We start from the raw sequence: 25,462 nt of genomic DNA on the forward strand, positions 1-25,462 counted from the left end.
GTTCATTCAAGGTGTACATTTAGATGATAGAGTGTCTTCCCATTTTTTTCCACTCATTTGCCCCTTCGAGTAAAATTTTACACATACCTTCAGGCTAGAATAAAAATGATTACCGTCCGATTAAGAGGTGAAGTCCGCTTTGTCGAAAAAAACGCAGAAAATTGTGGTGTACTTAATGCTCATTGCCATGCTGGCAGGAACAGTGCTTTCCGGCCTTTCCATGCTGTTTTAAAAAAGGAACGGGGTATGCGTTCCTTTTTTAAATGGCGCCTTTTGCCTTCGCCAGTTCGGTCATCGGCCGGTTTGACCGGATGATGTAAATTTTTGTTCCAACCGGCACTTCTTCGTACAGCTTTTCGAGCGCCGCTTTCGGCAGGCGGATGCAGCCGTTTGAAATATACCGGCCGATTGAAGAAGGATTGTTTGTGCCGTGCAGGCCGTAAATCCGGCCGTCCGTGCCGCGCGCATCAAAACCGATCCAGCGCGAGCCGAGCGGATTGCGCGGGTCGCCGCCGGGAATATTCTTTTTCCGGTAATAAGGATTTTTCGCCTTGACTTTGACCGTAAAAAAACCTTCCGGCGTCAGGTCATTTGTTTTCCCAGTCGCAACCGGCGTTTCGAGCCGGATTTTCCCGCCGCGGATCCAGGCAAGCCGGTTTGTTGTTTTATTGACAATAATGAGCGGGTCTCCCGGGGCAACGTGCCCGTCCGCCGGCCATACCGATAACCCGAAAACAAGCATCCATGCTACCCATATATGCATAAGCCATTCACCTGCTAGTGGTGTTTTTCTTTAGTATGCATCCCGCATGCCGGTTCATGCATACGGAAAGTGCGCTTATACACCCGGGACACCGCCCCTGTTAAAAAAAAAAGCCTTCCCCTTTCCAGAAAGGAAGGAGAAGGCTTCCCGCATTACAGTTCTTCACAGTATTCTTCAAACATTGCCTGCAGCTCAGCCACGACAGCCGCTGGGTCATGCCCTTCGATCTGGTGCCGTTCAATCATTTTCACAATTTTGCCGTCTTTTAAAAGTGCGAAAGATGGGGAGGACGGCGGATAACCGGTGAAATAGCTGCGTGCCCTTGCCGTTGCTTCTTTATCCTGGCCAGCAAAGACGGTTACAAGCTGGTCCGGGCGCTTATCATAATGGATGGCGTGCGCCGCAGCCGGCCGTGCAATGCCCCCTGCGCAGCCGCACACAGAGTTGACCAAAACAAGTGTCGTCCCTTTTTTGGAAAACGCTTCGTCCACTTCTTCCGGCGTCCTCAGTTCCCGGTAGCCGGCTTCTACTGCCTCTTCACGGGACATGCGCACGACATCGTTCATATAAAGATTAAAATTGACAGACATGCCACTCATCCTTTCATTCTACTTTAAAGCTAATCATAACAGGTTTTCACGCTGCTTTTCAAACATTCTGTTTGCAGCCGCCACTTTTCTCTTATTTTACGCATGAAAACGAAAAAAATAGCCGGAAAGCGTTTATTTTTCCAAAAAACCGGGTAAAATGACAGTACATCTAGATCCATACCCCTAAACTCCCTAGATGCTTTGGATGGCGCCTCATGCGCTATCCCTTTTTTATGCAAAAAAACCGGGGCATCCCGGTTTCCGTTTTATAAAGATTGGACATGGACCTGTCCGAGAAGCGATTCTGCTTCTTGCTTTGTGCAAAGTTCCATGGAAAATGCCGTCGCAGAACCGCAGGCAACCCCAAGCGCAAACGATTCTTTGTACGATTTCCCTTTTGCCATCCCGCTTATAAACCCGGCCACAACCGAATCGCCGGCGCCGGCAGAATTTTTCACCTTCCCTTTCGGTGCTTGCGCAAAATAGGATACTTCCTTGTTCAAAAAGAGCGCGCCTTTTTCCGCCATCGAAACGATCACATTTTCAACGCCCATGTCAAGCAGGCGGCTGCCGTATTGTTTCGCTTCTTCGGGCGTTTCGACTTTCACGCCGAAAATTTCGCCGATTTCATGATGGTTCGGTTTGATCAAAAACGGGCCCGTTTTGATGACATGGCCGAGCGATTCGCCGGAAACATCTGCAATCACGCGGATTTGCTTTTCACGGCATTTTTGAATGAGGCCGGCATAAATGGATGGCGGGAGGGAACTTGGGATGCTGCCGGAAAACAAAATGGCATCCTCTTTGTCCAGGCTGTCGATTTTGGCAAGCAGCCGGTCCAGCTCAGCTTCCGAAATAGAGGGCCCCATTCCGTTGATTTCCGTTTCCACACCGGATTTTAATTTTATATTGATCCGCGTGTCGCCTGAAACTTGGACAAAATCTGTTAAAATACCTTCCGCTTTAAGAAAATTTTCAATGTAGCTGCCGGTAAAACCGCCGAGAAAACCGAGTGCCGTGGAATCAACGCCCAGCCTTTTCATGACGCGCGAGACGTTGATGCCTTTTCCGCCCGGAAACTTGGTGTCCATCACGGAACGGTTCAATCCGCCAAGCTCAAAATGTTCCACCTGTACGATGTAGTCAACAGACGGATTCAGTGTTACCGTATAAATCATTTTTTACACAACCTTTGCTTTGGAGATCATTTTTAGTATTCCCCTTTTTGATGGCAATCGTTCCCCCACTGCATGATTGCAAGCGGTGCATCCGGTCGTTATTTTACCTTCAAAAACAGTAAAAATCAATTAAAATCGTTCAAAAACAATCAGTTTTGATAAATCGCCACATTTCCAACATAGAAAAACCCGCTTCATCAGCGGGCATTTCATTAATAGAGCGGTGCCGTTTCCGGTGTGACCGCCTCTAAAATCTCTTTGACGCGCTTTAAGAAGCGGCCGGAGACGAGTCCGTCCAAAATGCGGTGGTCAATCGACAGGCAAAGGTTCACGATATCGCGCGCCGCAAACATTCCCTCTTCCATGATGACAGGGCGTTTGACAATCGACTCGACCTGGAGGATGGCAGCCTGCGGATAGTTGATAATCCCCATCGACTGCACCGAACCGAATGACCCGGTATTATTGACGGTAAAGGTGCCGCCTTCCATGTCTTCCGGGGCAAGTTTCCCGGCGCGGGCTTTTTGCGCCAGCACAGCAATTTCATGGGCAATGCCTTTGATCGATTTTTCATCGGCATGCTTTATGACCGGCACGTACAACCTGTCTTCGGCGGCAACGGCGATCGAGATGTTGACATCATGTTTCTGGATAATGGCATCCCCGGCCCATCTGGAATTGAGCGCAGGATACTCTTTCAGCGCCTGGGCAACGGCTTTGACAAAAAAGGCAAAGTATGTCAGGTTAAAGCCTTCGCGCCGCTTAAACTCTTCTTTTACGGCCTCCCGGTAGCGGACAAGGTTCGTAACGTCCGCTTCGACCATCATCCACGCATGCGGAATTTCCTGTTTGCTGCGTGCCATATTGTTCGCGATCGCTTTACGCACGCCGGTAACAGGAATCACCGTATCTTCTTCTGCAGCTTCCCGTACAGGCAGAGGCCGGGAAGCAGGCGGCGTATGCCGGGCAGGTTCCGGTTTTGAAGGTGCGGGTTTTGCCGGTTCCGGTTTTGAAGGTGCCGGTTCTGCCTCATTCCCCCTGCTTTCAATGATTTTCAACAGGTCTTTGCGCGTAATCCGGCCTTCCCTTCCCGTTCCTTTGACCCGGTTCAAGTCAATGCCGTATTCCTGGGACAGTTTTAAAACGGCCGGGGAATAGCGGATTTTTTTCCCTTTTTCCGCTTCCGGCTCCGGCACCGCAGCATCCGGATCCAGGCCCGGTTCCGCTTCAGGCCGGGCAATTGTTTCACTTGATCCGGTTTTGACCGTGCAAATGACTTCCCCGACAGCAACGGTTTCGTCTTCCGAAGCGATCAGTTCCACGATTTCCCCTTCAAACGAAGAAGGCACTTCGGCATTGACTTTGTCTGTTAATACTTCACAAAGCGGATCGTATTTATGGACATGATCGCCCGGGGATACAAGCCACTTGCTGATGGTCCCTTCCGTCACACTTTCCCCGAGCTGCGGCATCGTAATGTTTTCTATCGCCAATTGGCACCCTCCTATCCTGCAATTCTAAAATTCGGCCAGTTCCCGCATTGCTTTTTCGACTTTTTCGGGATTGACCATAAAATATTTTTCCATCGACGGCGCATACGGCATCGCCGGAACATCCGGCCCGGCCAGGCGCATGATCGGGGCGTCCAGGTCAAACAGGCAGTTTTCCGCAATGATCGCAGCAACTTCGCCGATAATGCTTCCTTCTTTATTGTCTTCCGTGACCAGCAGCACTTTCCCTGTTTTGGCAGCTGCCTCGATGATTGCTTCTTTGTCGAGCGGATAAACGGTGCGCAAATCGAGAATATGTGCTTCGATCCCGTCTTCTCTAAGCTTTTCCGCAGCCTGGAGGGCAAAATGGACGCAAAGCCCATACGTGATCACCGTAATATCCGTTCCTTCCCTTTTCACTTCGGCCTTGCCGATCGGGAGCACATAATCGTCATCCGGCACTTCGCCTTTAATCAGGCGGTACGCGCGCTTATGTTCGAAAAAGAGAACCGGATCATCGTCCCGGATTGCGGCTTTCAGCAACCCTTTTACGTCATAGGGGGTGGACGGCATGACAATCTTCAACCCCGGCTGATTTGCAAACACCGATTCAAGCGACTGGGAGTGGTACAGCGCCCCGTGGACGCCGCCTCCGTACGGTGCACGCACGACAAGCGGGCATTGCCAGTCATTATTGGTACGGTAGCGGATTTTCGCCGCTTCCGAAATAATCTGATTGACAGCCGGCAAAATAAAATCGGCAAACTGGATCTCGGCAACCGGCCGCATCCCGTACATCGCAGCCCCTACGCCGACCCCAGCAATCGCCGATTCAGCGAGCGGCGTATCGATGACTCTTTCAGCGCCGAACTGCTCGTATAATCCGGCCGTCGCCTTAAATACCCCGCCTTTTTTTCCAACATCTTCGCCGAGCACAAATACTTTTTCGTCCCGTTCCATTTCTTCCCGCAATGCTTTTGTAATTGCGTCAATGTATGAAATGACAGCCATCGTTCTCCTCCTTACTCCCCGTAAACAAACCGGAGCGTATCTTCCGGTTTGGCATACGGCGCTTTTTCGGCGTAATCGGTTGCCTCATTGACGGTTTGCATGACGCGCGCATCGATTTCTTTTTCTTTTTCCCCGTCAAGAAGGCCCGCCTCTTTTAAGTACCGGCTAAATAAAACAACCGGATCTTTTTCTTTTGCCGTCTTCACTTCTTCCTGCGCACGGTAGCGGTCATCATCATCGGAAGAGTGCGGTGTAAAGCGGTAAACAAGCGTTTCGATTAAAGTCGGCCCTTCCCCGCGCCGGGCACGGTCCGCCGCTTCTTTAACCACTTCATAAACAGCGAGCGGATCGTTTCCGTCAACCGTCACACCCGGCATGCCATAACCGATCGCCCGGTCGGAAACGCGCGGGTTCCCGAGCTGCTTTTCAATCGGGACACTGATGGCATACTGGTTATTTTCGCACATGAAAATGACCGGCAGCTTGTGGACCGCGGCAAAATTCACCCCTTCATGGAAATCGCCCTGGTTGGATGATCCTTCCCCGAAAGTGACAAACGTAACAAAATCCTTTTTCTCCATTTTGCCTGCGAGCGCAATTCCGGCCGCATGCGGTACCTGTGTCGTTACAGGGGAGGACTGGGTGACGATTCTGTTTTTCTTCTGTCCGTAATGGCCCGGCATTTGCCGGCCGCCCGAATTCGGGTCTTCCGCTTTGGCAAACCCGGAAAGCATAATGTCGCGCGCGGTCATGCCAAAAGCGAGCACAACCCCGAGATCGCGGTAATACGGCAATACATAATCTTTTGTCCTGTCAAGCGCAAAAGCAGCGCCGACCTGGGCTGCTTCCTGGCCCTGACAGGATACGACAAACGGAATTTTGCCGGACCGGTTTAATAGCCACATCCGTTCATCCACCTTGCGTGCAAGTAGCATCGTTTCGTACATTTCCAATACTTCCCGGTCGCTTAAACCTAAACTTTTATGCCGATTTTCATTCATTGTCTTCACTCCTTATCCAAAAGCTACGCATGGATTTCAAGCCCGTCTACTGCGAGTGCCGCCTCCCCGATCGCTTCGCTTAGCGTCGGGTGCGGATGGATACTCATTGCCACCTCCCACGGCGCCGCATCCAAAACGCGTGCAAGCCCGGCTTCTGAAATCATGTCTGTTGCATGCGGCCCGATGATATGTACGCCTAGCAGATCGTCGTTTTTTGCGTCTGCCACGATTTTGACAAAGCCGTCCGTTTCCCCGTAGACAAGCGCTTTGCCGACTGCCTGGAACGAAAACCGGCCGATTTTTACATCATATCCTTCTTCTTTTGCTTTCTCTTCCGTCAGGCCGACGCTGGCAATTTCAGGATTGGAATACACACATTTCGGCACCATGGTGTCATCAAGCGGGTCCACGCTTTTTTCGGCGATGTGGTCCGCCGCAATGATGCCTTCCCTTGCTGCTGCATGGGCAAGCTGCAACCCGCCGATGCAGTCCCCGATCGCATAAATATGGGATTCTTTTGTCTGGTAAACTTCATTGACCTTAATGACGCCGTTTTTGATTTCAATATCCGTATTTTCAAGGCCGATATTTTCCGTGTTGGCCAGCCGGCCGACCGATAATAAAAGCTTATCTGCTTCAAACGTCTTTCCGTCTTCCGTACCGACCCGCACCTTTTTGCCCCCTGTCTGGAGGGAGGATGCGTTGAACGCGGTACCGGTGAATACGGCAACCCCTTTTTTCTTCAAAAGGCGCGTAATTTCTTTTGAAATGTCGCTGTCCTCTCCCGGCAAAAGGCGCGGGGAAGCTTCAATGACCGTCACCTTTACGCCAAAATCGGCAAGCATCGATGCCCATTCCACACCGATCGCCCCTCCGCCTGCAATCAGGATCGATGCGGGGAGTTCTTCCATTTCAAGCGCTTCGTCAGACGTCATCACATATTCCCCGTCGACGGCAAACCCGGGAAGAACCCGCGGGCGCGAGCCGGTCGCAATGATTAAATTTTTCGGGAGGAGCATCTCATTATCCGCACCCGCGCCCTCTATTGAAACCGTTCCTGCTACCGGCGAAAAAATGGAGGGGCCAAGGATTCTCCCGGTGCCTTCATACACATCAATTTTCCCTTTTTTCATCAAGGATTGGACGCCGCGGTGCAATTGCGCCACAACTGCGTTTTTCCGTTCCCGGATTTTTGCAAAATTCAAGGCGGCATCGCGGACATCCACGCCGAAATCGGCGCTTTTTCGGACCAGCCGGTATACTTCCGCGCTTCTTAACAGGGTTTTTGTCGGAATGCAGCCTTTATGGAGGCAGGTACCGCCAAGTTTTGATTTTTCTACAATTGCTGTTTTCAGCCCGTTTTTTGCTGCGCGGATGGCGGCCACATAGCCGCCTGTTCCGCCGCCCAAAACAACGACATCGTATTCTTTTGCCAATGTTGTTCCTCCTTCACTTGCATTACCGCGGAAGCCTTTTTTCGAGCACATGTTTATTGTGCGGCAAAAACTGTGAACGTGCGCGGGAAACTTTTGCAATCCGTTCTTCCGCCATCCGGTCTGCCGCCAAATAGGACGGGATCCCGTCGCGTTTTGAAATGTCGATCACTTTCTGTACATTATAGTAGACTTGCTCGACTTTTTTCATCGCTCTTTCCCGGTTGTAACCGTACAGTTCGTCAGCTACATTGATCACCCCGCCGGCATTGATGACATAATCGGGCGCATAAAGAATGCCCATTTCATGCAGCCGGTCGCCGTGCTTCGGTTCTTTCAACTGATTATTTGCAGACCCCGCAATCACTTTTGCTTTCAGCTGCGGAAGCGTTTCATCATTCAAAATGGCCCCGAGCGCGCATGGGGCAAAAATATCACAGTCCTGGGCGTAAATGTCAGCCGGGTCCACTGCTTTTGCCCCGAAAGCCTCAACAGCCCGTTTTACCGCCTCCGTTGAAATATCGGTCACAATAAGGCGGGCGCCTTCTTCGTGCAAATAGCGGCACAGTTCAAATGCAACATGGCCGACACCCTGGACGGCTACGGTTTTCCCCTCAAGCGAATCACTTCCGAATGCTTCTTTTGCCGCGGCTTTCATGCCGACATAGCAGCCGTACGCCGTGACAGGCGAAGGATTCCCGGATGAACCGTACGTTTGTGAAACGCCTGTCACAAAATCGGTTTCCTCATGGATGACATCCATATCTTCAACAGTGGTGCCGACATCTTCAGCTGTAATATAGCGTCCCCCGAGCCCCTGGATGAACCGGCCGAACGCCCGGAACATTTCTTCATTTTTGTCTTTGCGCGGATCACCGATGATGACGGCTTTCCCTCCGCCAAGATTGAGCCCGGCGGCAGCGTTTTTATACGTCATCCCCCGTGCAAGCCGCAATGCATCTTCAATGGCGGCTTCTTCCGTTGCGTAAGTCCACATTCTCGTGCCCCCGAGCGCCGGCCCGAGCGTTGTATCGTGTATGGCGATCACCGCTTTTAATCCGGATGCGTCATCATGGCAAAACAGCAGTTGTTCATAATCGTATTTTCGCATATAATCAAAAATTTCCAATGGATTTCCTCCTTTTCCGCAAGCAAAGCTGTCAGAAGGCTGAACCGGCATTTTTGCGGCTGTAAAACGGACATCCCGATGCCTCTTTTTAAAACGGCACACCGCTTTTTCCGGGATCACGGGTCAGCCTTCACTGTTGAAAATGCAAAAAGAATGCCACTTTCACATTGTTTTCCTGTTTCCGCTTTTCATGCAGAAATGGCGAAAAGAGCGGGGCTTAAAAAAATAAACTTCCGTTTACCAGTTTGCTACTTTTTGCACGAATATGCAAATTATTGCATGCTGATTTTTGCAAGCCGGTATTTTTCCAATTTATAGTACAGGCTTCTCAGTGAAATGCCAAGCTGTTTTGCCGTATTCGTTTTGTTTCCGACATTTTCTTCGAGCGCTTTTTGGATCAGCTGCTTTTCAAAAGCGGACAGCATTTCATCGAGGCTACCTTTTTCGGGTATGTCGGCCGCTCCTTGCTTTAGATGATCCTGCCGTTTTTGTCAATCACCGTCATCCCTTCCGCCGTCGACTGAAGGATGAGCGCATGTTTTTTTGTTTCACTTTCCAGCTTTCGGATTAAGGCTTCTTTTTTCCTCCAGCAATTTCGCAATTAAATAGGCGACACTGCCGGGAATGACGATCCGGCCCGTGCACGCTGCAACGATTTCATGAAAAACTTGCTCATCCCCGGTTACCTCAATGATAATATCGACATGGGGGCCTGAAAAAACGCGCCAGTTGTTACCGGTTTGAACGCCCATGTTTTTGGCAAGCCGGATCCCCTCCGCCTGCGGATTGAGATCAACGATGCCGGCCACACGGAACCGTGCGCTTTCGGACAATATTTTTAAAATCGCTTTTCCGCCTTTCCCCCCGCCAACGATTAAAACATTTTGCATCGCTGCTCCCCCTTTTCGTGCTGGTCTCCGCTATTTTATTTTATTTGAAAGGGCTTACATTTACAATGGGCTGCATTGCCTGCGCCCAAACCCGGGTGTTATAATGGTGGAAACGGTTTAAAGGGGGGCCGGAATGGGCAGGCTGGTGGCACTTTTTGTATTGGCGGTGCCGGTCATCGCCGCCGCTTACGGGATCAAATGGATGCGGGATATGGTTTTTGGGATTCCAGACCGCCCGTTTTCTTCGCTGACGCTCCAGTTTCTGGCCGGGCTTTTGTTCTCTGCCGGCGGCATTGCCTTTATTGCCGGATTTATTCTGCACCGGGACAGAAAGCGCCAAAAGGTACAGAAACGTTTCAGCAAACCATCAAAATAAAGCATCCGGCTATTGCCCGGATGCTTTATCCCGTTCTGCTTTTCTTTCCTGTACCGCGATTTCCGGGAAATCCGTGATGATTGCCGTGCAACCGATTTTAAACAGCCTTCTCATATCTTTCGTTTTATTCACTGTATACGGCCTGACTGCAATACCGTGGTTCATGGTGGCGCGGATGATCCAGTCGGCCGTTGTCAAAAGACGCGGATGGATCGCTTTTGCCCGGATCGATTTCGCGTAGACCCATGGCATAAACATCACCTCCGAATACAGCGGGGCAATCTCCACTTCAGGTGCCAGACGGTGGCATTGAATGATGGAATAGTGGTTAAAGGAAGAAAAAATGACCCTTTCTTCCAAATGGTATGCCCGGATTAACGAAACAGCTTTTTCCTCGATCAGCGGATAATCCACTTTTGCCGTCTTCAGTTCAATATTGCAGAGAAGCTGGTTTTGGGCGAGCCATTCAAAAACTTCTTCAAGTGCCGGGATGCTTAGCGGCTTGCCGGTTTCGAACCGGTCAATCACATCCAGCGACTGCAGTTCAGCAAACGTTAAATCTTTCACATACCCTTTGCCTTTTGTCGTGCGATTGACCGTTTCATCATGAATGACGACCAGTTCGCCGTCTTTTGACAACTGAATATCCAGTTCAATCCCGTCCGCTCCGGCCTTTTCCGCTTCAAAAAAAGCTTCCATTGTGTTCTCCGGACGTGTGCCTGCCGATCCCCGATGGGCAAAAATAAACGTCACTCGATACACATCCTTTGTTTATTTCGTTCATCATTATATATTCCCCGAACAAGAAAAGCGTAACCTTTTGCGCACGGGATCCGGCCGGTACAACTCACTGCACCGGCCCCTTTCCCTTTCCTTTCAGGAAGCTTTGTGTTCGAGGCGGAGTTTATCAGCGACCATGGCAATGAACTCGGAGTTTGTCGGCTTTGCTTTGGTCATGGAAACCGTATAACCGAATAAGGAGGAAATGGATTCGATATTTCCCCTGCTCCATGCCACTTCTATCGCATGGCGGATGGCGCGCTCAACACGGCTGGCAGTGGTATTGTATTTCTTTGCAATTTCGGGGTATAACACTTTTGTAATCGAGCCGAGCAATTCAATATCATTGTACACCATTGCAATCGCTTCGCGTAAATACATATAGCCTTTAATATGGGCCGGCACGCCGATTTCATGGATAATGCTCGTAATGCTTGCATCGAGATTGACAGGCTTTGATTCCGCTTTGGAAGCTGCTAAGCCGGGCGATGATTTCAGCACGGAGCCTTTTTTGCTTGTCTGCCGGATTTGCGAAACAAGCATGTCCATATCAAACGGTTTCAGCACAAAATAGGATGCGCCCAGTTCCACCGCTTTTTTCGTCACATCTTCCTGGCCGAAAGCCGTCAGCATGATGACGTTCGGCATCCGGGAATAAGCCGATTCTTTCAGTTTCTCGAGCACGCCGAGCCCGTCCAGATGTGGCATAATAATATCCAAAAGCAAAATATCGGGGTCCGCCTCTTTTAACCGTTCAAGGCATTCCGTCCCGCTGTAGGCCGTTCCGCAAATTTCCATGTCTTCCTGCTGGGATATATAATCTTCTAACAATCGAACAAGTTCACGGTTGTCGTCTACAATAAACACTCTGATTTTTTTCACTGCCACTGTCCTCCTCAAAAAAATAGCCATATCTCTGTACAAGAATAAGTTTCGACAATGGCGGAAAATTTCCTGCTTTTTTATTTATTATTTTTTGTTGAAAACCGGGATGCCGTAAATCGCCCGGACAAAACGTCCTCACGCATTATAATGATAGATAAGTGCATTATTCTTTAAAAGCGGAAGGGGACCTGCCCCCTCCGTAAATGCCTGCCTCATGGAGCATCCATTCGATATGGACGCCGTATCCGGATGTCGGGTCGTTGACAAACACATGCGTTACTGCACCGACAAGCCGCCCGTTCTGGATGATCGGGCTCCCGCTCATTCCCTGGACAATGCCACCCGTTTTTTTCAGCAATTCCGGGTCGGTAATTTTGATGACCATCCCTTTTGTTGCCGGAAATTTTTGCGGAATGGAGCTGACAATTTTAATCGAATAGGCTTCCACTTTTTTCCCGTCCACAACCGTTAAAATTTTTGCCGGACCTGTCTTTACCTGGTCTGACAGTGCGATCGGCATCGGTTTTGCGTATGTGCTGTCTTTTGCGTCCGGATCCAGCTGTCCAAAAATGCCGAACGGGCTGTTTTTCGTTATATTGCCGATTTGACCTTCTTCGGTAAAACGCGCCAATTTTTCTCCCGGGCTTCCGTTTTTGCCTTTTTCAATCGACGTTACGACTGAATTGACAATCCTGCCTTTTTCGACGACGATCGGTTTTTTTGTATCCATGTCGGATATGACATGTCCGAGGGCGCCATATTTTTTCGTTTTCGGATCGATAAACGTCATCGTGCCGATTCCCGCAGCCGAATCCCGTATATAAAGCCCGAGTTTATACGACTGCCCGTTTTTATCTTTTAACGGCTTTATCGTTTTCCGGATGGTTTGTCCATCCCTTTTAATGACAGTCTCGAGCGGTTTTCCTTTTTCCCCTGCCTGCTGGACAATCGGTGCAATATCGGACATATTTTCGATTTTTTTCCCGTTCAATTCAAGGATCATGTCCCCAACTTCGATTCCGGCCTGTTCACCGGGAGAAAACTTCCCTTTGTCCGTCTGCACAAGGTGATGGCCGACGATAAGGACGCCGAGCGTATTCAGCTTTACGCCAATCGACTGGCCGCCGGGAATCATCTTAATATTTGGATGCACTTCTACTTTCGTTTTTTTGATCGGGATGCCTGCCAGTTCAAGAAACATTTCTTCCTTCCCGGCTGACTTCCCTTTTATGGAAACCGTATGTTGATGCGCATGAATTTCCGCGCTGTTTCCGCTTGCCATTACGGCGGCAGCAGCGGATTTAGAAAGCTCGGTTTGCTGGCCTTCCAATAAGCGAACTTGCTTCGGAAAGTGAAGATATTGTTGAAAAGGCTGCGAAAAAACGCATAATAAAAGTGAAACAAGGAGAAATCCGCCTGTCAGCTTCCTTATTTTTTCAAAGTTCAAACATTCCACTCTCCTCGCTTCCGGTTCACCCTGTTTGTTTAGCCTTTGTTTGTTTTGGCTATGATTTTAATTTAGCCTTGAAGCGTTTTAAATATAACAGTGCCTGCGGGAAAAATGCTGCCCAATCTGGATAGAAAGGGTCCGGCTCCACCATTTTTCCAAATAGGCGGACCGGACCCTTATTTTATCGCTTCGGCCAGTTCGAGGAGCTCTTTCGCATGCTGTCTTGTCAGTTCTGTCATTTCAACACCTGAAATCATGCGGCCGATTTCTTTAATTTTTTCTTCCTGCTCCAAAGGCTTCACTTTTGTCCGCGTTCTCCCCTTTTCGGTTTCTTTCATGATCAGCAGATGCGTGTCCGCCATGGCGGCAACCTGCGGCAGATGGGTAATGCAAAGGACTTGCGAATGGACCGAGATATGGTAAATTTTTTCCGCAATCGCCTGTGCTACGCGGCCGCTTACGCCGGTATCCACTTCGTCGAAAATGACGGAAGTGATCCCCTGGTGCCGGGAAAAAATCGTTTTCAATGCCAGCATAATCCGCGACAATTCCCCGCCCGAAGCAGTTTTTGCGAGCGGTTTAGACGGTTCGCCCGGGTTGGTGGAAATGTAAAATTCAACCTGATCGAGCCCGTCGCGCCTAAACGGAATGTCATCCGCCTCATAATAATCATCAGCAGCGGCAAGAAAACGGACTTCAAACTTTGTTTTATCCATATACAGCTGCTTTAATTCGGAATGGATATTTTCAGTCAGCTTTTCCGCCCATTTTTTGCGCAAATCGCTGAGCTGCTTGGCTTCCAAATAAAGATCGCGTTTTACCGTCTGCAATTCTTTTTGCAAAAGCTCTACATGATGGTCGCGGTTTACGATCGATTCAATTTCTTCTTCAATTTTGGACCCGTATTCCAGAATTTCTTCGATCGTGCTGCCGTATTTTCGTTTTAACTGGTTAATCTCATTCAGCCGCGCTTCAATCACGTTAAGCCGTTCCGGGTCAAATTCAAGCCCGTCAAGCCGGGAACGGATCGAGCGGGACATGTCTTCGAGCGTATAAAAACAACTTTGGACGGATTCCAAAATGTCAGAGAGCCCGCCATCCACTTCGGCCGCGGTTTCAAGATGGCTCATGGCAAGGCTGAGCCAGTCGAGGCCGTGCTGTTCCCCGGCAAGCGCTTCATACCCCGCGTTCAATGATTCAAACAGCCGTTCAAAATTGACGAGTTTTCGTTTTTCTTCCGCTAATTCCTCGTCTTCATGCAGCCTCAGCCCTGCGTTTTGGATTTCCTCATGCTGGAACTGGATGAGGTCAAGGCGCTGGGCAAGCTGCTGGTCGTTTTCATTCATTCTTTTTAACCGCCCGTAAACGGCTTCGTATTTTTTATATAATTTTTCGTAATCAAGGAGGGCCGTTTCGATCTCGCTTTGCCCGTACTGGTCAAGCAGCGGCAGATGGTACGTTTCGTTCAGCAGTTCCTGCGTTTCGTGCTGGCTGTGGATATCAATTAAAGTCGACCCGATTTCGCGCAGCACCGAAATCGTCACAAGTTTTCCGTTGATGCGGCAGACGCTTTTCCCTGTTTTCGATATATCGCGCCGCAAAATCACCATGCCTTCCTCAATCTCAATGCCGAATTCGCGGGCGCGCTCCATACACGGATGGCCGTCTTCGACCAGAAATAAACCCTCAATCTCAGCACGGTTTTCCCCGTGCCGGACAAACTCCGATGACCCTCTCCCGCCTGTTAAAAGCTGGATCGCATCGATAATAATCGATTTGCCGGCACCGGTCTCCCCTGTCAGGACAGTCAGCCCGGCTTCAAATGAGAGGGTTAGCGCATCAATAATGGCAAAATTTTTAATCGATAATTCCTGCAGCAATCAAACATCACCACTTTCTACAGCAAGTCCAAAAAACGTTGCGAAACCGTTTCGGTCTCATCGTGATTTTTGCAAATGATCAAACATGTATCATCCCCGCACAAGGTGCCGATAATTTCTTCCCAATCCAGAATATCAATCAAAGCGCCGATTGCATGCGCGTTGCCGGGCAACGTTTTCAACACGATCAGGTGCCCGGCTGTATCAATGCTGACGAACGCATCCGTCATCGCCCGTTTCAGTTTCTGCATCGGGTTAAAGCGCTGGTCGGCAGGCAGGCTGTATTTGTACCTGCCGTTATTGAGCGGCACTTTGACAAGATGAAGTTCTTTTATATCCCTTGAAATGGTGGCCTGTGTCACATTAAAGCCGGCATTCCGCAAATGCTCGACAAGCTCGTCCTGTGTTTCGATATCATAATTGGTAATCACTTCCCTGATTTTGATCAAGCGCTGTCCTTTATTCATATCCTCACCTCAAGGATGCTCTTTTGTAAATATGCATCTACTTGTATGTTAGCGCATTTACAGGCAAATGTACAAGCAGCTTTTATCCGTAAACGGGCTTTTTTCCGGGTGCGAAACGCCTTTATTATAAAACAGCCTACCGGTTATCCAATAGGCTGCCAAATTATCCCTTCCTGAGTGCGGCATGGGCTTCTTCCACCACATCTTTTACGGTTACGCGCAACCGGTTGGCGCCGCCTTCTGTTTGGCCGGCGGGCTGGACGAGGTGGATTAAAAATTCAATATTTCCTTCCCCGCCTGTAATCGGCGAGAAGGAGAGGTTTTCCACCGAAAAGTTTTCCCGTAAGGCAAGCTGGATGATTTTTTCAATCACTTCGCGATGGACCTTTTTATCTTTTACAATCCCCTTCTTGCCCACATGCCCGCGCCCCGCTTCAAACTGCGGCTTAATCAGGGCGACAACATCGCTTCCAGGCGCAAGGAGCGTTTTTAATACCGGGAGGATCAGGGACAGGGAAATAAAGGACACGTCAATTGAGGCAAATTCCGGAATGCCCTTTGTGAAATCCTGTGGGGTAACATAGCGGAAATTTGTCCTTTCCATAACAACGACCCGCCCGTCCTGGCGCAGCTTCCATGCGAGCTGGTTATAACCGACATCAAGGGCATAAGACATTTTGGCGCCGTGCTGGAGGGCACAGTCGGTAAACCCCCCGGTCGAAGCGCCGATATCGAGGACAATTTTGCCTTTTACATCAAGGCCGAACACTTCCAACGCTTTTTCCAGTTTCAGTCCGCCCCGTGAAACGTACGGAAGGGGCTTCCCTTTTATGATGAGCGGCGCATCTGCAGCAATTTTTTCACCCGGTTTATCAAGGCGGGTCTCATTTGAAAAGACAAGCCCCGCCATTACCGCCCTTTTTGCTTTTTCTCTTGTTTCCATTAATCCGCGTTCTACGAGGAGAACGTCCACCCGTTCTTTTTTCATTTAAAATAAAGCCTTTCTTTGCTGTTTTTGAGGCAATATCTGCCGGACTTCCCGAATCAGCCGGTCCTTTGTCAGCCCAATTTCCTGCCACAATTCTTTTACGCTGCCGTGCTCGACAAAGCGGTCGGGAATGCCAATGCGGCGAATGATCCGGTCAGAGAAGCCGCGGTCACCCGCAAATTCCAGCACTGCGCTGCCAAATCCGCCGGCAAGCACGGCCTCTTCTACGGTCAATACCGGCATCCCGGTGTTGAAAACAGATTCGAGCATCGCTTCATCAAGCGGTTTGATAAAGCGCGCATTGACCACTTTAACCGATACCCCTTGCTTTTGCAAAAATTTCGCTGCTTCCATGGCCATCGGGATCGTCGTCCCGAATGTGAGAATGCACACGTCATTTCCTTCTTTCAGGACTTCCCATGTGCCGAGCGGGATTTCCTTCAGTTCTTCATCAAGCGCCACGCCAAGGCCGTTGCCGCGTGGAAACCGCATGGCGATCGGCCCGCTGTCGTATTTTAAAGCCGTATAGACCATATGCCGGCCTTCATTTTCGTCTTTTGGCATCATTAACACCATATTGGGCAGGCTGCGCAAAAAAGCAATGTCAAACACGCCCTGGTGGGTTTCGCCGTCCGCACCGACAAGGCCCGCCCTGTCGATCCCGATGAAAACATTTAAGTTTTGCCGGCAAATGTCGTGCACAACCTGGTCATACGCCCGCTGCAGGAATGTCGAATAAATTGCCAGAAACGGCTTCATGCCCTGGGTTGCAAGCCCCGCAGCAAAAGTGGCGGCATGCTGCTCGGCAATCCCGACATCATATACCCGCTCGGGGAGCTCCTGCTGGAACCGTTCCAGCTTCGAGCCGACTGTCATCGCAGGCGTAACCGCAACAATGCGCGCATCTTCCTTTGCAAGGCTAAGGACGGTATCACTGACGAGTTTGCTCCAGGCAGGAGGGGCATCCGCCGGTTTGATAAAATCGCCGGTTTCAATTTTATACTGCCCGGTGCCGTGCCAGGCGCCTTTCGTATCGTTCTCGGCCGGTTCATACCCTTTTCCTTTTTTGGTAATGACATGCAAAAGAACCGGGCCTTTCGTCTTTTTCGCATACTGGATATTTTCGAGCAATGCCTCAAAATGATGGCCGTCAACGGGGCCTAAATAAGTGAAACCGAGTTCTTCAAAAAAAATACCGGAGACAAGCAAATACTTCAATGAGTCTTTCAGCCGTTCCGCAGTGGCCGCAAGCTTTCCGCCGACAGCCGGAATTTTTTTCAGCAGGAACTCCAGTTCATCTTTTGCGCGCCGGTATTTATTTGCCGTCCGCAGTTTGCCGAGCACCTGGTGAAGCGCGCCGACGTTCGGGGCAATCGACATTTCATTGTCATTCAGCACAACGATGATATCCCGTTTTTCATGGCCGATATGGTTGAGCGCTTCAAATGCCATGCCGCCAGTCAGCGCGCCGTCTCCGATCACCGGGACAATATACGATTTTTCTCCTTTTAAATCGCGGGCGACCGCCATGCCCATCGCGGCGGACAAGGAAGTGGAACTGTGCCCGGTTTCCCAGACATCATGAATGCTTTCGTCCCGTTTCGGAAACCCTGAAAGCCCGTGGTATTGGCGCAATGAACCGAACTCTCCGGCCCGGCCGGTTAAAATTTTATGCACATACGACTGGTGCCCCACGTCCCAGAGGATTTTATCATTTGGGCTGTCAAAGCATTTATGCAGGGCAAGCGTCAATTCCACGACACCAAGATTCGGCCCGATATGCCCGCCGGTCTCAGACAGTGTTTCAATCAAAAAACGGCGGATTTCCGCGCTCAGTTGTTTCAATGCGGGGATGTCCATTTGTTTCAAAAAGGACGGGTCCTTGATCGATTCAAGATCCAATGCGGATCACTCGCTTTCCTCATCAATGTACGGCATCACTTACATCTATTATAAACAATCAACGCGTTTAGACAAGAAATACCTCATAAACAAACGCCGCCGGTTTTGCCGTTCCGGCCGTTCGTTTTGCGCCAAATGAACGGCCGTTAATGGTCCCGCGTTTCGATCATCCCCGTCAGTTCCATTAGGGCGCCAGTTTCGGCGCCGGTTTCTGCGAGGCACTGCTTTGCAAGGCGGGCATGGCGCCTGAGTTCTTGTTTGGCGCCCTCAAGCGTTAAAAGAGCCGGATATGTACTTTTATGGCGGGATTCGTCGCTGCCGACCCGCTTGCCGATTTTTTCCTGTTCCCCCTCGATATCCAATATGTCATCCCGGATTTGAAAAGCGAGGCCGAGATGATCGGCAAATTGCCCGAATTTTTCCAGCTGCTCTGTTGACGCGCCGCCAATCAACGCGCCGGCAAGCACGCTGAAACGAAGCAGTTTGCCGGTTTTGTGGGCATGGATATATTGCAGTTCCCCGAGGGTCAGTGTTTTATTCTCGCCTTCCATATCCGCCACCTGCCCGGCGACCATGCCTTCCGGGCCCGCAGATTTTGCAAGGAGCGCAATCAGTTTTACCTTCAAAGCGTCATCCAAACCCGGATCTTCGGCAATCAGCCCGAAACTGTACGTCAAAAGGCCGTCGCCGGCAAGAATCGCCACCGCTTCGCCAAATACTTTATGGTTGGTCGGCTTTCCTCTCCGCAAATCATCATCGTCCATTGCCGGGAGGTCATCATGGATCAGGGAATAAGTGTGGAGCATCTCGACTGCACACGCGGTCTGCATGCCCCGCCCAACCGGTTTGCCGAGTGCGGATACGGTTGACAGCAAAAGAAGGGGGCGGATCCTTTTTCCCCCGGCCTGGAGGGAATAATGCATCGCGTCTTTTAATACAGCCGGCGCATGGAGATCCGCGATATATTGTGCCAGGTGTTTTTCAATTTTTTTCACATCATACGCAGGCTTCTGCACGGTTATTCCTCCTCCCGGATCTCAAAATCCTGCTCTTCGCCGTCTTCAGACATAATTTTTGCCAGCTGTTCCTCTACATTTTTCAATTTTCCATGGAGTAATTTGGATAGCTCCATTCCCTGTTTGTAAATGGAAATGGCTTCTTCGAGGGGCACATCCCCTTCTTCCAGTTTCCGGACAATGTCTTCCAGTTGCACCATTGCTTCTTCAAAAGTTAATGAATCAGCCATTTTCTTTCCCCCTTTCAATTTCATCCACCGTGCACAAAAGGCCGCCGTCCGTCAGCCGGACCCGGATCGTGTCACCCGTTTTGGCCTGGCTTGTTTTTTTCAGAATCGTTCCGTCTTCCGCCATGGCCAGGCTGTAGCCCCTTTCCATTACTTTCAACGGGCTCAGCGCTTCAAGGGCGGAAATATTTTTGGCAAAGCGATGCTGTTTCTCCCGCAAAACCGCTTGCATTTGCTTCACAAGGTTTGCTTCTAGGCTTGTGAAATTCCGCCGCGCCTGCAGCAGTTTCTGTTCAGGCCGGTTGCGCAAAAGCCGGCCGTGCAGATTGCGGGTTTGTTCCTCCGCTGTACCGATTAAGCGCCCCGCTTCTCTGTGCAGGCGGTCTGTAAGGCGGTCGGCTTGCTCCATTTGTTGGCGGATGAGCCGGTAAGGATTTGTAAAAACGGGCGACCGTTCGAGGTAAACAAGCCGGCTTTTTTCATGGCGCACTTTCTCCCGCATGTTCCGTATTAGGCGCGTCTGCAAATATAATATTTTTTCCCGCACGTCATCAATATGGGGAACGGCAAGTTCAGCTGCAGCAGTCGGCGTCGGCGCCCGCAAGTCTGCCACAAAATCGGCGATCGTAAAATCCGTCTCATGCCCGACAGCAGAAATCACCGGGATATTTGACGCAAAGATCGCCCGGGCCGTTATTTCTTCATTAAAAGCCCACAGTTCTTCGATGGAGCCGCCGCCCCTTCCGACAATCAGCACATCCGCTCTGCCGATCCGGTTTGCCTGTTCAATTGCCTTTACAATCGAAGGGGCAGCATTTTCCCCCTGGACAAGGGCCGGATGTAAAATGATTTCAGCGACCGGATATCTCCGCCTGATGGTGGTGATGATATCGCGGACAGCAGCCCCTGTCGGCGATGTGATCACCCCGATGACTTTTGGGTAAGCCGGGATGGGTCGGCGGTTTTGAAACAGGCCCTCTTTCTCCAGTTTTTCTTTGAGCTGTTCAAAAGCAAGATAAAGTGCGCCGATTCCGTCAGGCTGCATGCTTTTCACATACAGCTGGTAACTGCCGCCTGCTTCATAAACAGATACGGACCCTGTGGCAAGCACTTTCATGCCGTTTTCCGGCATAAATTTCAATGTCCGGTTTGCAGAAGCAAACATGACCGAAAGCAGCCTCGCTTTTTCATCTTTTAACGTAAAATACATATGGCCGCTTGAATGCCGTTTGAAATTGGAAATTTCCCCTTTTACATGGATATCGTTTAAATAAGGGTCCGCGTCAAATTTCCGTTTGATATATTTTGTCAGCGTGTGTACGGATAAATATTGCAAAGCCTTTTTCCACCACCTTTCTCATGCATGAAGAAAGCTGCCTTCCCGCCGGAAGTCAGCTTTCTTTTAATGCGGCCTGCTTCCCGCACAAATGCCCCCCCGGCACACTTCCGGACGAAGAGCGGCTTTCCGGGAAAAAATGCCGTGGCGGCAGGGCAGCCTGTTTAACGGCGCAAGCGTTTTGCGGCTTTTACTGTATTGGAAAGCAGCATGGTAATCGTCATTGGCCCTACGCCGCCCGGGACAGGAGTAATATAGGAAGCTTTTTCCTTTACTTCATTAAAGTCCACATCCCCGCACAGCTTCCCGGACTCGTCACGGTTCATCCCGACATCAATGACAGCAGCACCCGCTTTGACAAAATCCGCTTTGATGAATTTCGCTTTGCCGACAGCGCTGACCAAAATATCCGCCTGGCGGGTGAAAGATTTTAAATCCGCCGTTTTGGAATGGCAGTATGTGACGGTCGCATTTTCATTGAGGAACAGCTGGCCGCATGGTTTGCCGACAATATTGCTGCGGCCGATCACGACAACATGCTTTCCTTCGATCCGGATGCCCTTTGACTTCACCATCTTTAAAATCCCGTGGGGGGTGCAAGGCAAAAAAGCGTCCTGGCCCGTCATCATCCTTCCGATATTTACCGGATGGAAACCGTCCACATCTTTCTCTGGGCTGATCGCTTCCACGATCTTTTGCGCATTGATATGGGGCGGCAAAGGAAGCTGGACGAGAATCCCATGAATGTCAGGATCTTCATTTAAGGTTGCAATATGTCCGAGCAATGCCTGTTCCGGCACGTCCCCGGGAAGCTCGATTAAAACGGATTTCATCCCGAGCGCGCGGCACGCTTTTTCTTTGTTTTTGACGTATGTACGTGAAGCCGGATCGTTTCCGACTAATATGACGGCAAGCCCCGGGGTAATCCCCTGTTGCGTTAGCTGCTCCACTTCCGCCTTTATCTCTTTTCTGAGTGCTTCGGCCAGTTGTTTTCCGTCAATGATTTCCGCTTCCATTATCCATCCCCCGTTACTTAGATTCAATCGAGTCTTTCATTTGATTCAAAACGCCGTTAATAAATTTGGCGGATTTTTCATCTGCAAACCGTTTGGCAATTTCGAGCGCTTCGTTGATTGCCACATTAGCGGGCACATCTTCCGCATACATCAGTTCGTAAGCGGCAAGGCGCAAAATATTGAGTTCCACTTTTGCAAGCCTGTCAAGCGTCCAATTTTCAAGATGCCGGCTGACCATGGCGTCGATTTTCGCGAGATGTGTTGCCGTTCCGTTTACCAATTTCTCCAGATAATCATCACTTTCCTGCCCGTCCAGCGCATTCCGGATCGCATCCTCCGGGCTCGCTTCATTCATATCCATCTGGAATAAAGCCTGAAGCGCTTTTTCGCGGGCGGTTCTTCTTTTCATCATTCGGCAGTAACTCCTTTAAAAAGCTCAAATTCGCATGCTTTTATTGTAACAGAAAGGCAGGACCAAAAAAAGGCCAGGACGCTTTGCCCGGACCCTTTTTCTCTTACTCTTCCGCCTGAAATTCAGGCTCCGCTTTTTGCGTATCAAATTGAATGCCGACAATATGAATATTCACTTCAGACGCTTCCAGGGCTGTCATATTGAGCAAAGCCTGGCGGATATTATCCTGGACTTCCTGGGCAACTGCCGGAATGGAAACGCCAAAATTCATGGTGCAATAGACATCGACTTTAATGCCGTCATCATTCAGTTCCACTTTTACGCCTTTTCCGTGGTTTTTCCTTCCAAGGCGCTCCACAACGCCGCTTGCGAAATTGCCGCGCATTTGGGCAACCCCCTCGACTTCGGAAGCAGCAATGCCCGCAATAACTTCAATCACCTCAGGGGCAATTTCCACTTTTCCGAGGCCGTCTTCATCATGATGCATCTCCAACATTTGGTTATCTTCTGCCATCTTCAACACCTCCTCTATTTACACGTTATTTCATTACATCATATTTTTCAAGGAATTTCGTGTTGAAATCCCCTTCGACAAAAACTTCATGCTCGAGGAGGCGCTGATGGAACGGAATCGTTGTGTGGACGCCTTCCACGGCAAATTCGCTGAGCGCGCGCCTCATGCGGGCAATTGCCTCATCGCGCGTCGCCCCGTAGGCAATGAGCTTGGCAATCATGGAATCATAATACGGCGGAATGCTGTAACCCGGATATACGGCCGATTCCACGCGGATGCCGATCCCGCCCGGCGGCAGATAAAAATTAATTTTGCCCGCAGACGGCATAAAATTCTTTTCAGGATTTTCGGCATTGATTCGGCATTCGATTGCCCAGCCGCTCCATGTGACCTCATCCTGCTTTAAGGATAACGGTTCACCGGATGCCACAAGGATCTGTTCTTTGACGAGATCCACGCCGGTGACCATTTCTGTAACCGGGTGTTCCACCTGGATGCGGGTATTCATTTCCATAAAGTAAAACTTCTGGTTGCGGTGGTCGAAAATAAACTCGATTGTGCCGGCCCCCGTATAGTCAACAGCTTTTGCCGCTTTCACGGCAGCCTGCCCCATTTCTTCGCGCATTTCGCTCGATAGCGCCGGGGACGGGGATTCTTCAAGCAGTTTTTGCAGCCGCCGCTGGATGGTGCAATCCCGTTCGCCCAGGTGGATCACATTGCCGAATTTGTCAGCCATGACCTGGATTTCAACATGGCGGAAGTCTTCAATATATTTTTCAAGGTAAACACCCGGGTTGCCGAAAGCAGTCGCGGCTTCCTGCTGGGTGATGTGGATGCCTTTTACAAGCTCTTCATCATTCAAGGCCACGCGGATCCCTTTGCCGCCGCCGCCGGCCGTTGCCTTAATAATCACCGGATAGCCGATTCTTTGTGCGACTACTTTTGCTTCTTCTGCATCTTTTACAAGCCCGTCCGAACCCGGGACAATCGGCACGCCCGCTTTTTTCATGGTTTCGCGTGCCACATCTTTCGCGCCCATTTTCGCAATGGCTTCCGGGCTTGGCCCGATAAACTCAATATTGCATTCTCGGCAAAGCTCGGCAAAATCGGCATTTTCGGCAAGGAATCCGTAACCGGGATGGATCGCGTCACAGCCTGTCAAAGTTGCTACGCTGATGATGTTGGCAAAATTTAAATAACTGTCTTTCGATGCTTTCGGGCCGATGCAGTACGCTTCATCGGCAAGCTGGACATGCAGCGCATTTTTGTCCGCTTCCGAATAAACGGCAACGGCTTCGATCCCGAGGTCGCGGCAGGCACGAATAATCCGGACCGCAATTTCGCCCCGGTTTGCAATCAAAACTTTTTTAATCATGAAAGTCCGCTCCTTACTTTGTCTTTACCAAAAATAACGGCTGGCCAAATTCAACCAGCTGCCCGTCTTTGACGAGGATATCTACAATTTCGCCTTCCACTTCCGCTTCGATTTCGTTAAACAGCTTCATCGCTTCAATCATGCATACAACCGTATTCGGGCTGACTTTGGAGCCGATTTGCACATACGGTTCATCTTCCGGGGAACCCGCCTGGTAAAAGGTGCCGACCATCGGCGACACGATTTTATGCAGATTTTCGTCGGCTGCTTGCGCCGGGGCTTCAGGCTGCAGGTTTTCTGCAAGCTGGCGGGGCTCAGCAGGCATTTGCGGGGGTGCGGAAACCTGGGCCATTTCGCGCACCGGGCGTTCAATGACTTGAACGCCGGTGTTTTTCTTCATTTTGATGACGGTCCCGTCATTTTCAAATTCAAATTCATCGAGGTTTGAACGGTCCACAAGCTCGATCAAAGCCTGGATTTCCTCTACTTTTAGCATATATGACACTCCTTCGTTTTTTCAGCTTCCAAAATTGTTAACAATTTATGAATAACTATCCATATCATACGATAACCGGAGGCAAAAATTCAATGATTTGTATAAAAAACGGATTTCCGGCACGTTGCAAAAATGCCCTTCCCTGCTTGGAGCAAAAGGAATGAAGCGTTTTACGGAAATTTAAAATCACGCGCAAATCTATTTTTCAATCATTTTTTAAATATAGAAAAAAGCCCGGCAAAAAAGCGGGGCCCCCTTGTTATTCCGCACAGAAAAAAGGGCTGTAACCGCCCCCTATTCTGGCTTTTCTTAATTTGTCTGAAATTCCACAGCCAGTTTTGGCGTATTGCCCAACTCCTGGTTCACAAGCTTGACAATCTCATTTGCAGCCGCTTTATCATGCTTTTTCGATTTAACGGTTACGACCACTTCATCGCCGTCCGCCTGAACGAGCGCATCCTCATATCCTTTTGCTTTGATCAGGCTTTCTAAAACCTGTTCTTTATTCGCCGTCTCCGTCAATTTTTTCATTTCATCCATCGCCTTGCTTTTTTCATCCGGCGTCAGGTCGGTCGATGCAAGTTTATTGGTCAGTTCTTCCTGCTTTTTGCTCATTTCATCCTGCCGCTCAAGGCGGAGCGTCTCAAACACTTCATCACTGGCAGACTTTGTTGTCAGTTTGATTTTTTGCGAACCGGAATCCTTTTCCTTTGTTGCCGCCGATTCCTTTTCTTTCTCTTGCCGGGTAACCTGATTCGTTGTTTTCGGTTCCGCCGTCACATAGTACACGGACAAAACCACAACAAGGCTTAACATGGTCAACAGCCAGACTGTTTGTTTTTTCAAAAGCATACCCA

General features: G+C 50.0%; 28 protein-coding genes. 2 read left to right on the forward strand and 26 right to left on the reverse strand.

What is annotated here, in order from left to right; genetic code table 11:
- The first annotated feature begins 139 nt into the window (after window positions 1–139).
- Window positions 140–232 carry a stressosome-associated protein Prli42 gene (gene prli42, locus IC21_RS16715; RefSeq protein WP_017550500.1) on the forward strand — a complete coding sequence of 31 codons (93 nt, stop codon included), beginning with the start codon at window positions 140–142 and terminating at the stop codon, window positions 230–232.
- 27 nt (window positions 233–259) lie between these two features.
- Here the strand turns inward: prli42 and IC21_RS09155 are convergent, their stop codons facing one another.
- From IC21_RS09155 to IC21_RS09200, 10 genes are all read right to left on the reverse strand, one after another.
- Entirely contained in the window at window positions 260–763 is a 504-nt protein-coding gene (locus IC21_RS09155; protein ID WP_029142213.1) for a L,D-transpeptidase, read from the reverse strand.
- A gap of 152 nt (window positions 764–915) precedes the next feature.
- On the reverse strand, window positions 916–1,353 hold the full coding sequence (locus tag IC21_RS09160) for a BrxA/BrxB family bacilliredoxin (RefSeq protein ID WP_019720627.1): 438 nt from the start codon (window positions 1,351–1,353) through the stop codon (window positions 916–918).
- 266 nt (window positions 1,354–1,619) lie between these two features.
- The gene (pfkB, locus tag IC21_RS09165) at window positions 1,620–2,531 is read right to left on the reverse strand and encodes a 1-phosphofructokinase (protein WP_013859588.1); all 912 of its coding nucleotides are present in this window, start codon (window positions 2,529–2,531) and stop codon (window positions 1,620–1,622) included.
- Between the two features lie 212 nt (window positions 2,532–2,743).
- On the reverse strand, window positions 2,744–4,024 hold the full coding sequence (locus tag IC21_RS09170; RefSeq protein ID WP_029142212.1) for a dihydrolipoamide acetyltransferase family protein: 1,281 nt from the start codon (window positions 4,022–4,024) through the stop codon (window positions 2,744–2,746).
- Window positions 4,025–4,048: 24 nt separating this feature from the next.
- Entirely contained in the window at window positions 4,049–5,032 is a 984-nt protein-coding gene (locus tag IC21_RS09175; protein ID WP_013859590.1) for an alpha-ketoacid dehydrogenase subunit beta, read from the reverse strand.
- A gap of 11 nt (window positions 5,033–5,043) precedes the next feature.
- The gene (locus tag IC21_RS09180) at window positions 5,044–6,033 is read right to left on the reverse strand and encodes a thiamine pyrophosphate-dependent dehydrogenase E1 component subunit alpha (RefSeq protein ID WP_029142211.1); all 990 of its coding nucleotides are present in this window, start codon (window positions 6,031–6,033) and stop codon (window positions 5,044–5,046) included.
- Between the two features lie 23 nt (window positions 6,034–6,056).
- A complete protein-coding gene (gene lpdA, locus IC21_RS09185; protein ID WP_029142210.1) occupies window positions 6,057–7,469 on the reverse strand; it encodes a dihydrolipoyl dehydrogenase in 1,413 nt (470 codons plus the stop codon).
- A gap of 22 nt (window positions 7,470–7,491) precedes the next feature.
- Window positions 7,492–8,595: a Leu/Phe/Val dehydrogenase gene (locus tag IC21_RS09190; protein WP_029142209.1), complete on the reverse strand. Its 1,104-nt coding sequence runs from the start codon at window positions 8,593–8,595 to the stop codon at window positions 7,492–7,494.
- 272 nt (window positions 8,596–8,867) lie between these two features.
- Window positions 8,868–9,020 (reverse strand): helix-turn-helix domain-containing protein, encoded by a 153-nt coding sequence (locus tag IC21_RS09195; protein WP_019720621.1) that lies wholly within the window; start codon window positions 9,018–9,020, stop codon window positions 8,868–8,870.
- A 123-nt stretch (window positions 9,021–9,143) separates the two neighbouring features.
- A complete protein-coding gene (locus tag IC21_RS09200) occupies window positions 9,144–9,485 on the reverse strand; it encodes a Gfo/Idh/MocA family oxidoreductase (RefSeq protein ID WP_013859595.1) in 342 nt (113 codons plus the stop codon).
- 133 nt (window positions 9,486–9,618) lie between these two features.
- On the opposite strand from IC21_RS09200, the gene IC21_RS09205 reads away from it, so the two are divergent.
- On the forward strand, window positions 9,619–9,861 hold the full coding sequence (locus tag IC21_RS09205; RefSeq protein ID WP_013859596.1) for a DUF2627 domain-containing protein: 243 nt from the start codon (window positions 9,619–9,621) through the stop codon (window positions 9,859–9,861).
- A 9-nt stretch (window positions 9,862–9,870) separates the two neighbouring features.
- Here the strand turns inward: IC21_RS09205 and IC21_RS09210 are convergent, their stop codons facing one another.
- The 16 genes from IC21_RS09210 to IC21_RS09285 form a co-directional block, all read right to left on the reverse strand.
- Complete coding sequence (locus IC21_RS09210) at window positions 9,871–10,614, reverse strand: glycerophosphodiester phosphodiesterase (RefSeq protein ID WP_029142208.1); 744 nt, start codon at window positions 10,612–10,614, stop codon at window positions 9,871–9,873.
- 123 nt (window positions 10,615–10,737) lie between these two features.
- A complete protein-coding gene (gene spo0A, locus IC21_RS09215) occupies window positions 10,738–11,523 on the reverse strand; it encodes a sporulation transcription factor Spo0A (RefSeq protein ID WP_017553057.1) in 786 nt (261 codons plus the stop codon).
- 166 nt (window positions 11,524–11,689) lie between these two features.
- Window positions 11,690–12,973 (reverse strand): SpoIVB peptidase, encoded by a 1,284-nt coding sequence (spoIVB, locus tag IC21_RS09220; RefSeq protein WP_029142207.1) that lies wholly within the window; start codon window positions 12,971–12,973, stop codon window positions 11,690–11,692.
- Window positions 12,974–13,152: 179 nt separating this feature from the next.
- Window positions 13,153–14,856 carry a DNA repair protein RecN gene (recN, locus tag IC21_RS09225; protein WP_029142206.1) on the reverse strand — a complete coding sequence of 568 codons (1,704 nt, stop codon included), beginning with the start codon at window positions 14,854–14,856 and terminating at the stop codon, window positions 13,153–13,155.
- Between the two features lie 17 nt (window positions 14,857–14,873).
- The gene (gene ahrC / locus IC21_RS09230; protein WP_017553061.1) at window positions 14,874–15,323 is read right to left on the reverse strand and encodes a transcriptional regulator AhrC/ArgR; all 450 of its coding nucleotides are present in this window, start codon (window positions 15,321–15,323) and stop codon (window positions 14,874–14,876) included.
- Between the two features lie 163 nt (window positions 15,324–15,486).
- Entirely contained in the window at window positions 15,487–16,311 is an 825-nt protein-coding gene (locus IC21_RS09235; protein ID WP_029142205.1) for a TlyA family RNA methyltransferase, read from the reverse strand.
- Window positions 16,312–18,213 carry a 1-deoxy-D-xylulose-5-phosphate synthase gene (dxs, locus tag IC21_RS09240; protein WP_029142204.1) on the reverse strand — a complete coding sequence of 634 codons (1,902 nt, stop codon included), beginning with the start codon at window positions 18,211–18,213 and terminating at the stop codon, window positions 16,312–16,314.
- A gap of 146 nt (window positions 18,214–18,359) precedes the next feature.
- Entirely contained in the window at window positions 18,360–19,229 is an 870-nt protein-coding gene (locus tag IC21_RS09245; protein WP_029142203.1) for a polyprenyl synthetase family protein, read from the reverse strand.
- 2 nt (window positions 19,230–19,231) lie between these two features.
- The gene (locus tag IC21_RS09250) at window positions 19,232–19,459 is read right to left on the reverse strand and encodes an exodeoxyribonuclease VII small subunit (protein ID WP_013859605.1); all 228 of its coding nucleotides are present in this window, start codon (window positions 19,457–19,459) and stop codon (window positions 19,232–19,234) included.
- Window positions 19,452–20,792 carry an exodeoxyribonuclease VII large subunit gene (xseA, locus tag IC21_RS09255; RefSeq protein WP_013859606.1) on the reverse strand — a complete coding sequence of 447 codons (1,341 nt, stop codon included), beginning with the start codon at window positions 20,790–20,792 and terminating at the stop codon, window positions 19,452–19,454. The genes IC21_RS09250 and xseA overlap by 8 nt, the downstream gene beginning before the upstream one ends.
- 164 nt (window positions 20,793–20,956) lie before the next feature.
- Complete coding sequence (gene folD, locus IC21_RS09260) at window positions 20,957–21,808, reverse strand: bifunctional methylenetetrahydrofolate dehydrogenase/methenyltetrahydrofolate cyclohydrolase FolD (RefSeq protein ID WP_013859608.1); 852 nt, start codon at window positions 21,806–21,808, stop codon at window positions 20,957–20,959.
- A 13-nt stretch (window positions 21,809–21,821) separates the two neighbouring features.
- Window positions 21,822–22,217 carry a transcription antitermination factor NusB gene (gene nusB, locus IC21_RS09265; RefSeq protein ID WP_026104799.1) on the reverse strand — a complete coding sequence of 132 codons (396 nt, stop codon included), beginning with the start codon at window positions 22,215–22,217 and terminating at the stop codon, window positions 21,822–21,824.
- Between the two features lie 106 nt (window positions 22,218–22,323).
- A complete protein-coding gene (locus IC21_RS09270; protein WP_013859610.1) occupies window positions 22,324–22,734 on the reverse strand; it encodes an Asp23/Gls24 family envelope stress response protein in 411 nt (136 codons plus the stop codon).
- Window positions 22,735–22,759: 25 nt separating this feature from the next.
- Window positions 22,760–24,109 (reverse strand): acetyl-CoA carboxylase biotin carboxylase subunit, encoded by a 1,350-nt coding sequence (gene accC, locus IC21_RS09275; RefSeq protein WP_029142202.1) that lies wholly within the window; start codon window positions 24,107–24,109, stop codon window positions 22,760–22,762.
- A 13-nt stretch (window positions 24,110–24,122) separates the two neighbouring features.
- Window positions 24,123–24,605 carry an acetyl-CoA carboxylase biotin carboxyl carrier protein gene (accB, locus tag IC21_RS09280; protein ID WP_017553537.1) on the reverse strand — a complete coding sequence of 161 codons (483 nt, stop codon included), beginning with the start codon at window positions 24,603–24,605 and terminating at the stop codon, window positions 24,123–24,125.
- A 309-nt stretch (window positions 24,606–24,914) separates the two neighbouring features.
- On the reverse strand, window positions 24,915–25,457 hold the full coding sequence (locus IC21_RS09285) for a SpoIIIAH-like family protein (protein ID WP_029142201.1): 543 nt from the start codon (window positions 25,455–25,457) through the stop codon (window positions 24,915–24,917).
- Window positions 25,458–25,462 lie beyond the last annotated feature (5 nt).

Origin of the sequence: Heyndrickxia coagulans DSM 1 = ATCC 7050 (assembly GCF_000290615.1) — a bacterium.
GTDB classification, from domain to species: Bacteria; Bacillota; Bacilli; order Bacillales; family Bacillaceae_C; genus Weizmannia; species Weizmannia coagulans.

Excerpts from the sequence above, each read along its gene's own strand:
- pfkB (WP_013859588.1), bottom strand. The coding sequence starts at position 2,531 with ATGATTTATACGGTAACACTGAATCCGTCTGTTGACTACATCGTACAG.
- IC21_RS09195 (WP_019720621.1), bottom strand. The coding sequence starts at position 9,020 with ATGCTGTCCGCTTTTGAAAAGCAGCTGATCCAAAAAGCGCTCGAAGAA.
- folD (WP_013859608.1), bottom strand. The coding sequence starts at position 21,808 with ATGGAAGCGGAAATCATTGACGGAAAACAACTGGCCGAAGCACTCAGA.
- accB (WP_017553537.1), bottom strand. The coding sequence starts at position 24,605 with ATGCTAAAAGTAGAGGAAATCCAGGCTTTGATCGAGCTTGTGGACCGT.
- IC21_RS09250 (WP_013859605.1), bottom strand. The coding sequence starts at position 19,459 with ATGGCTGATTCATTAACTTTTGAAGAAGCAATGGTGCAACTGGAAGAC.
- accC (WP_029142202.1), bottom strand. The coding sequence starts at position 24,109 with ATGATTAAAAAAGTTTTGATTGCAAACCGGGGCGAAATTGCGGTCCGG.
- IC21_RS09270 (WP_013859610.1), bottom strand. The coding sequence starts at position 22,734 with ATGGCAGAAGATAACCAAATGTTGGAGATGCATCATGATGAAGACGGC.
- IC21_RS09285 (WP_029142201.1), bottom strand. The coding sequence starts at position 25,457 with ATGCTTTTGAAAAAACAAACAGTCTGGCTGTTGACCATGTTAAGCCTT.
- IC21_RS09180 (WP_029142211.1), bottom strand. The coding sequence starts at position 6,033 with ATGAATGAAAATCGGCATAAAAGTTTAGGTTTAAGCGACCGGGAAGTA.
- IC21_RS09205 (WP_013859596.1), top strand. The coding sequence starts at position 9,619 with ATGGGCAGGCTGGTGGCACTTTTTGTATTGGCGGTGCCGGTCATCGCC.
- nusB (WP_026104799.1), bottom strand. The coding sequence starts at position 22,217 with ATGAAAAGAAGAACCGCCCGCGAAAAAGCGCTTCAGGCTTTATTCCAG.
- IC21_RS09160 (WP_019720627.1), bottom strand. The coding sequence starts at position 1,353 with ATGTCTGTCAATTTTAATCTTTATATGAACGATGTCGTGCGCATGTCC.
- ahrC (WP_017553061.1), bottom strand. The coding sequence starts at position 15,323 with ATGAATAAAGGACAGCGCTTGATCAAAATCAGGGAAGTGATTACCAAT.
- IC21_RS09155 (WP_029142213.1), bottom strand. The coding sequence starts at position 763 with ATGCATATATGGGTAGCATGGATGCTTGTTTTCGGGTTATCGGTATGG.
- IC21_RS09200 (WP_013859595.1), bottom strand. The coding sequence starts at position 9,485 with ATGCAAAATGTTTTAATCGTTGGCGGGGGGAAAGGCGGAAAAGCGATT.
- IC21_RS09235 (WP_029142205.1), bottom strand. The coding sequence starts at position 16,311 with ATGAAAAAAGAACGGGTGGACGTTCTCCTCGTAGAACGCGGATTAATG.
- IC21_RS09175 (WP_013859590.1), bottom strand. The coding sequence starts at position 5,032 with ATGGCTGTCATTTCATACATTGACGCAATTACAAAAGCATTGCGGGAA.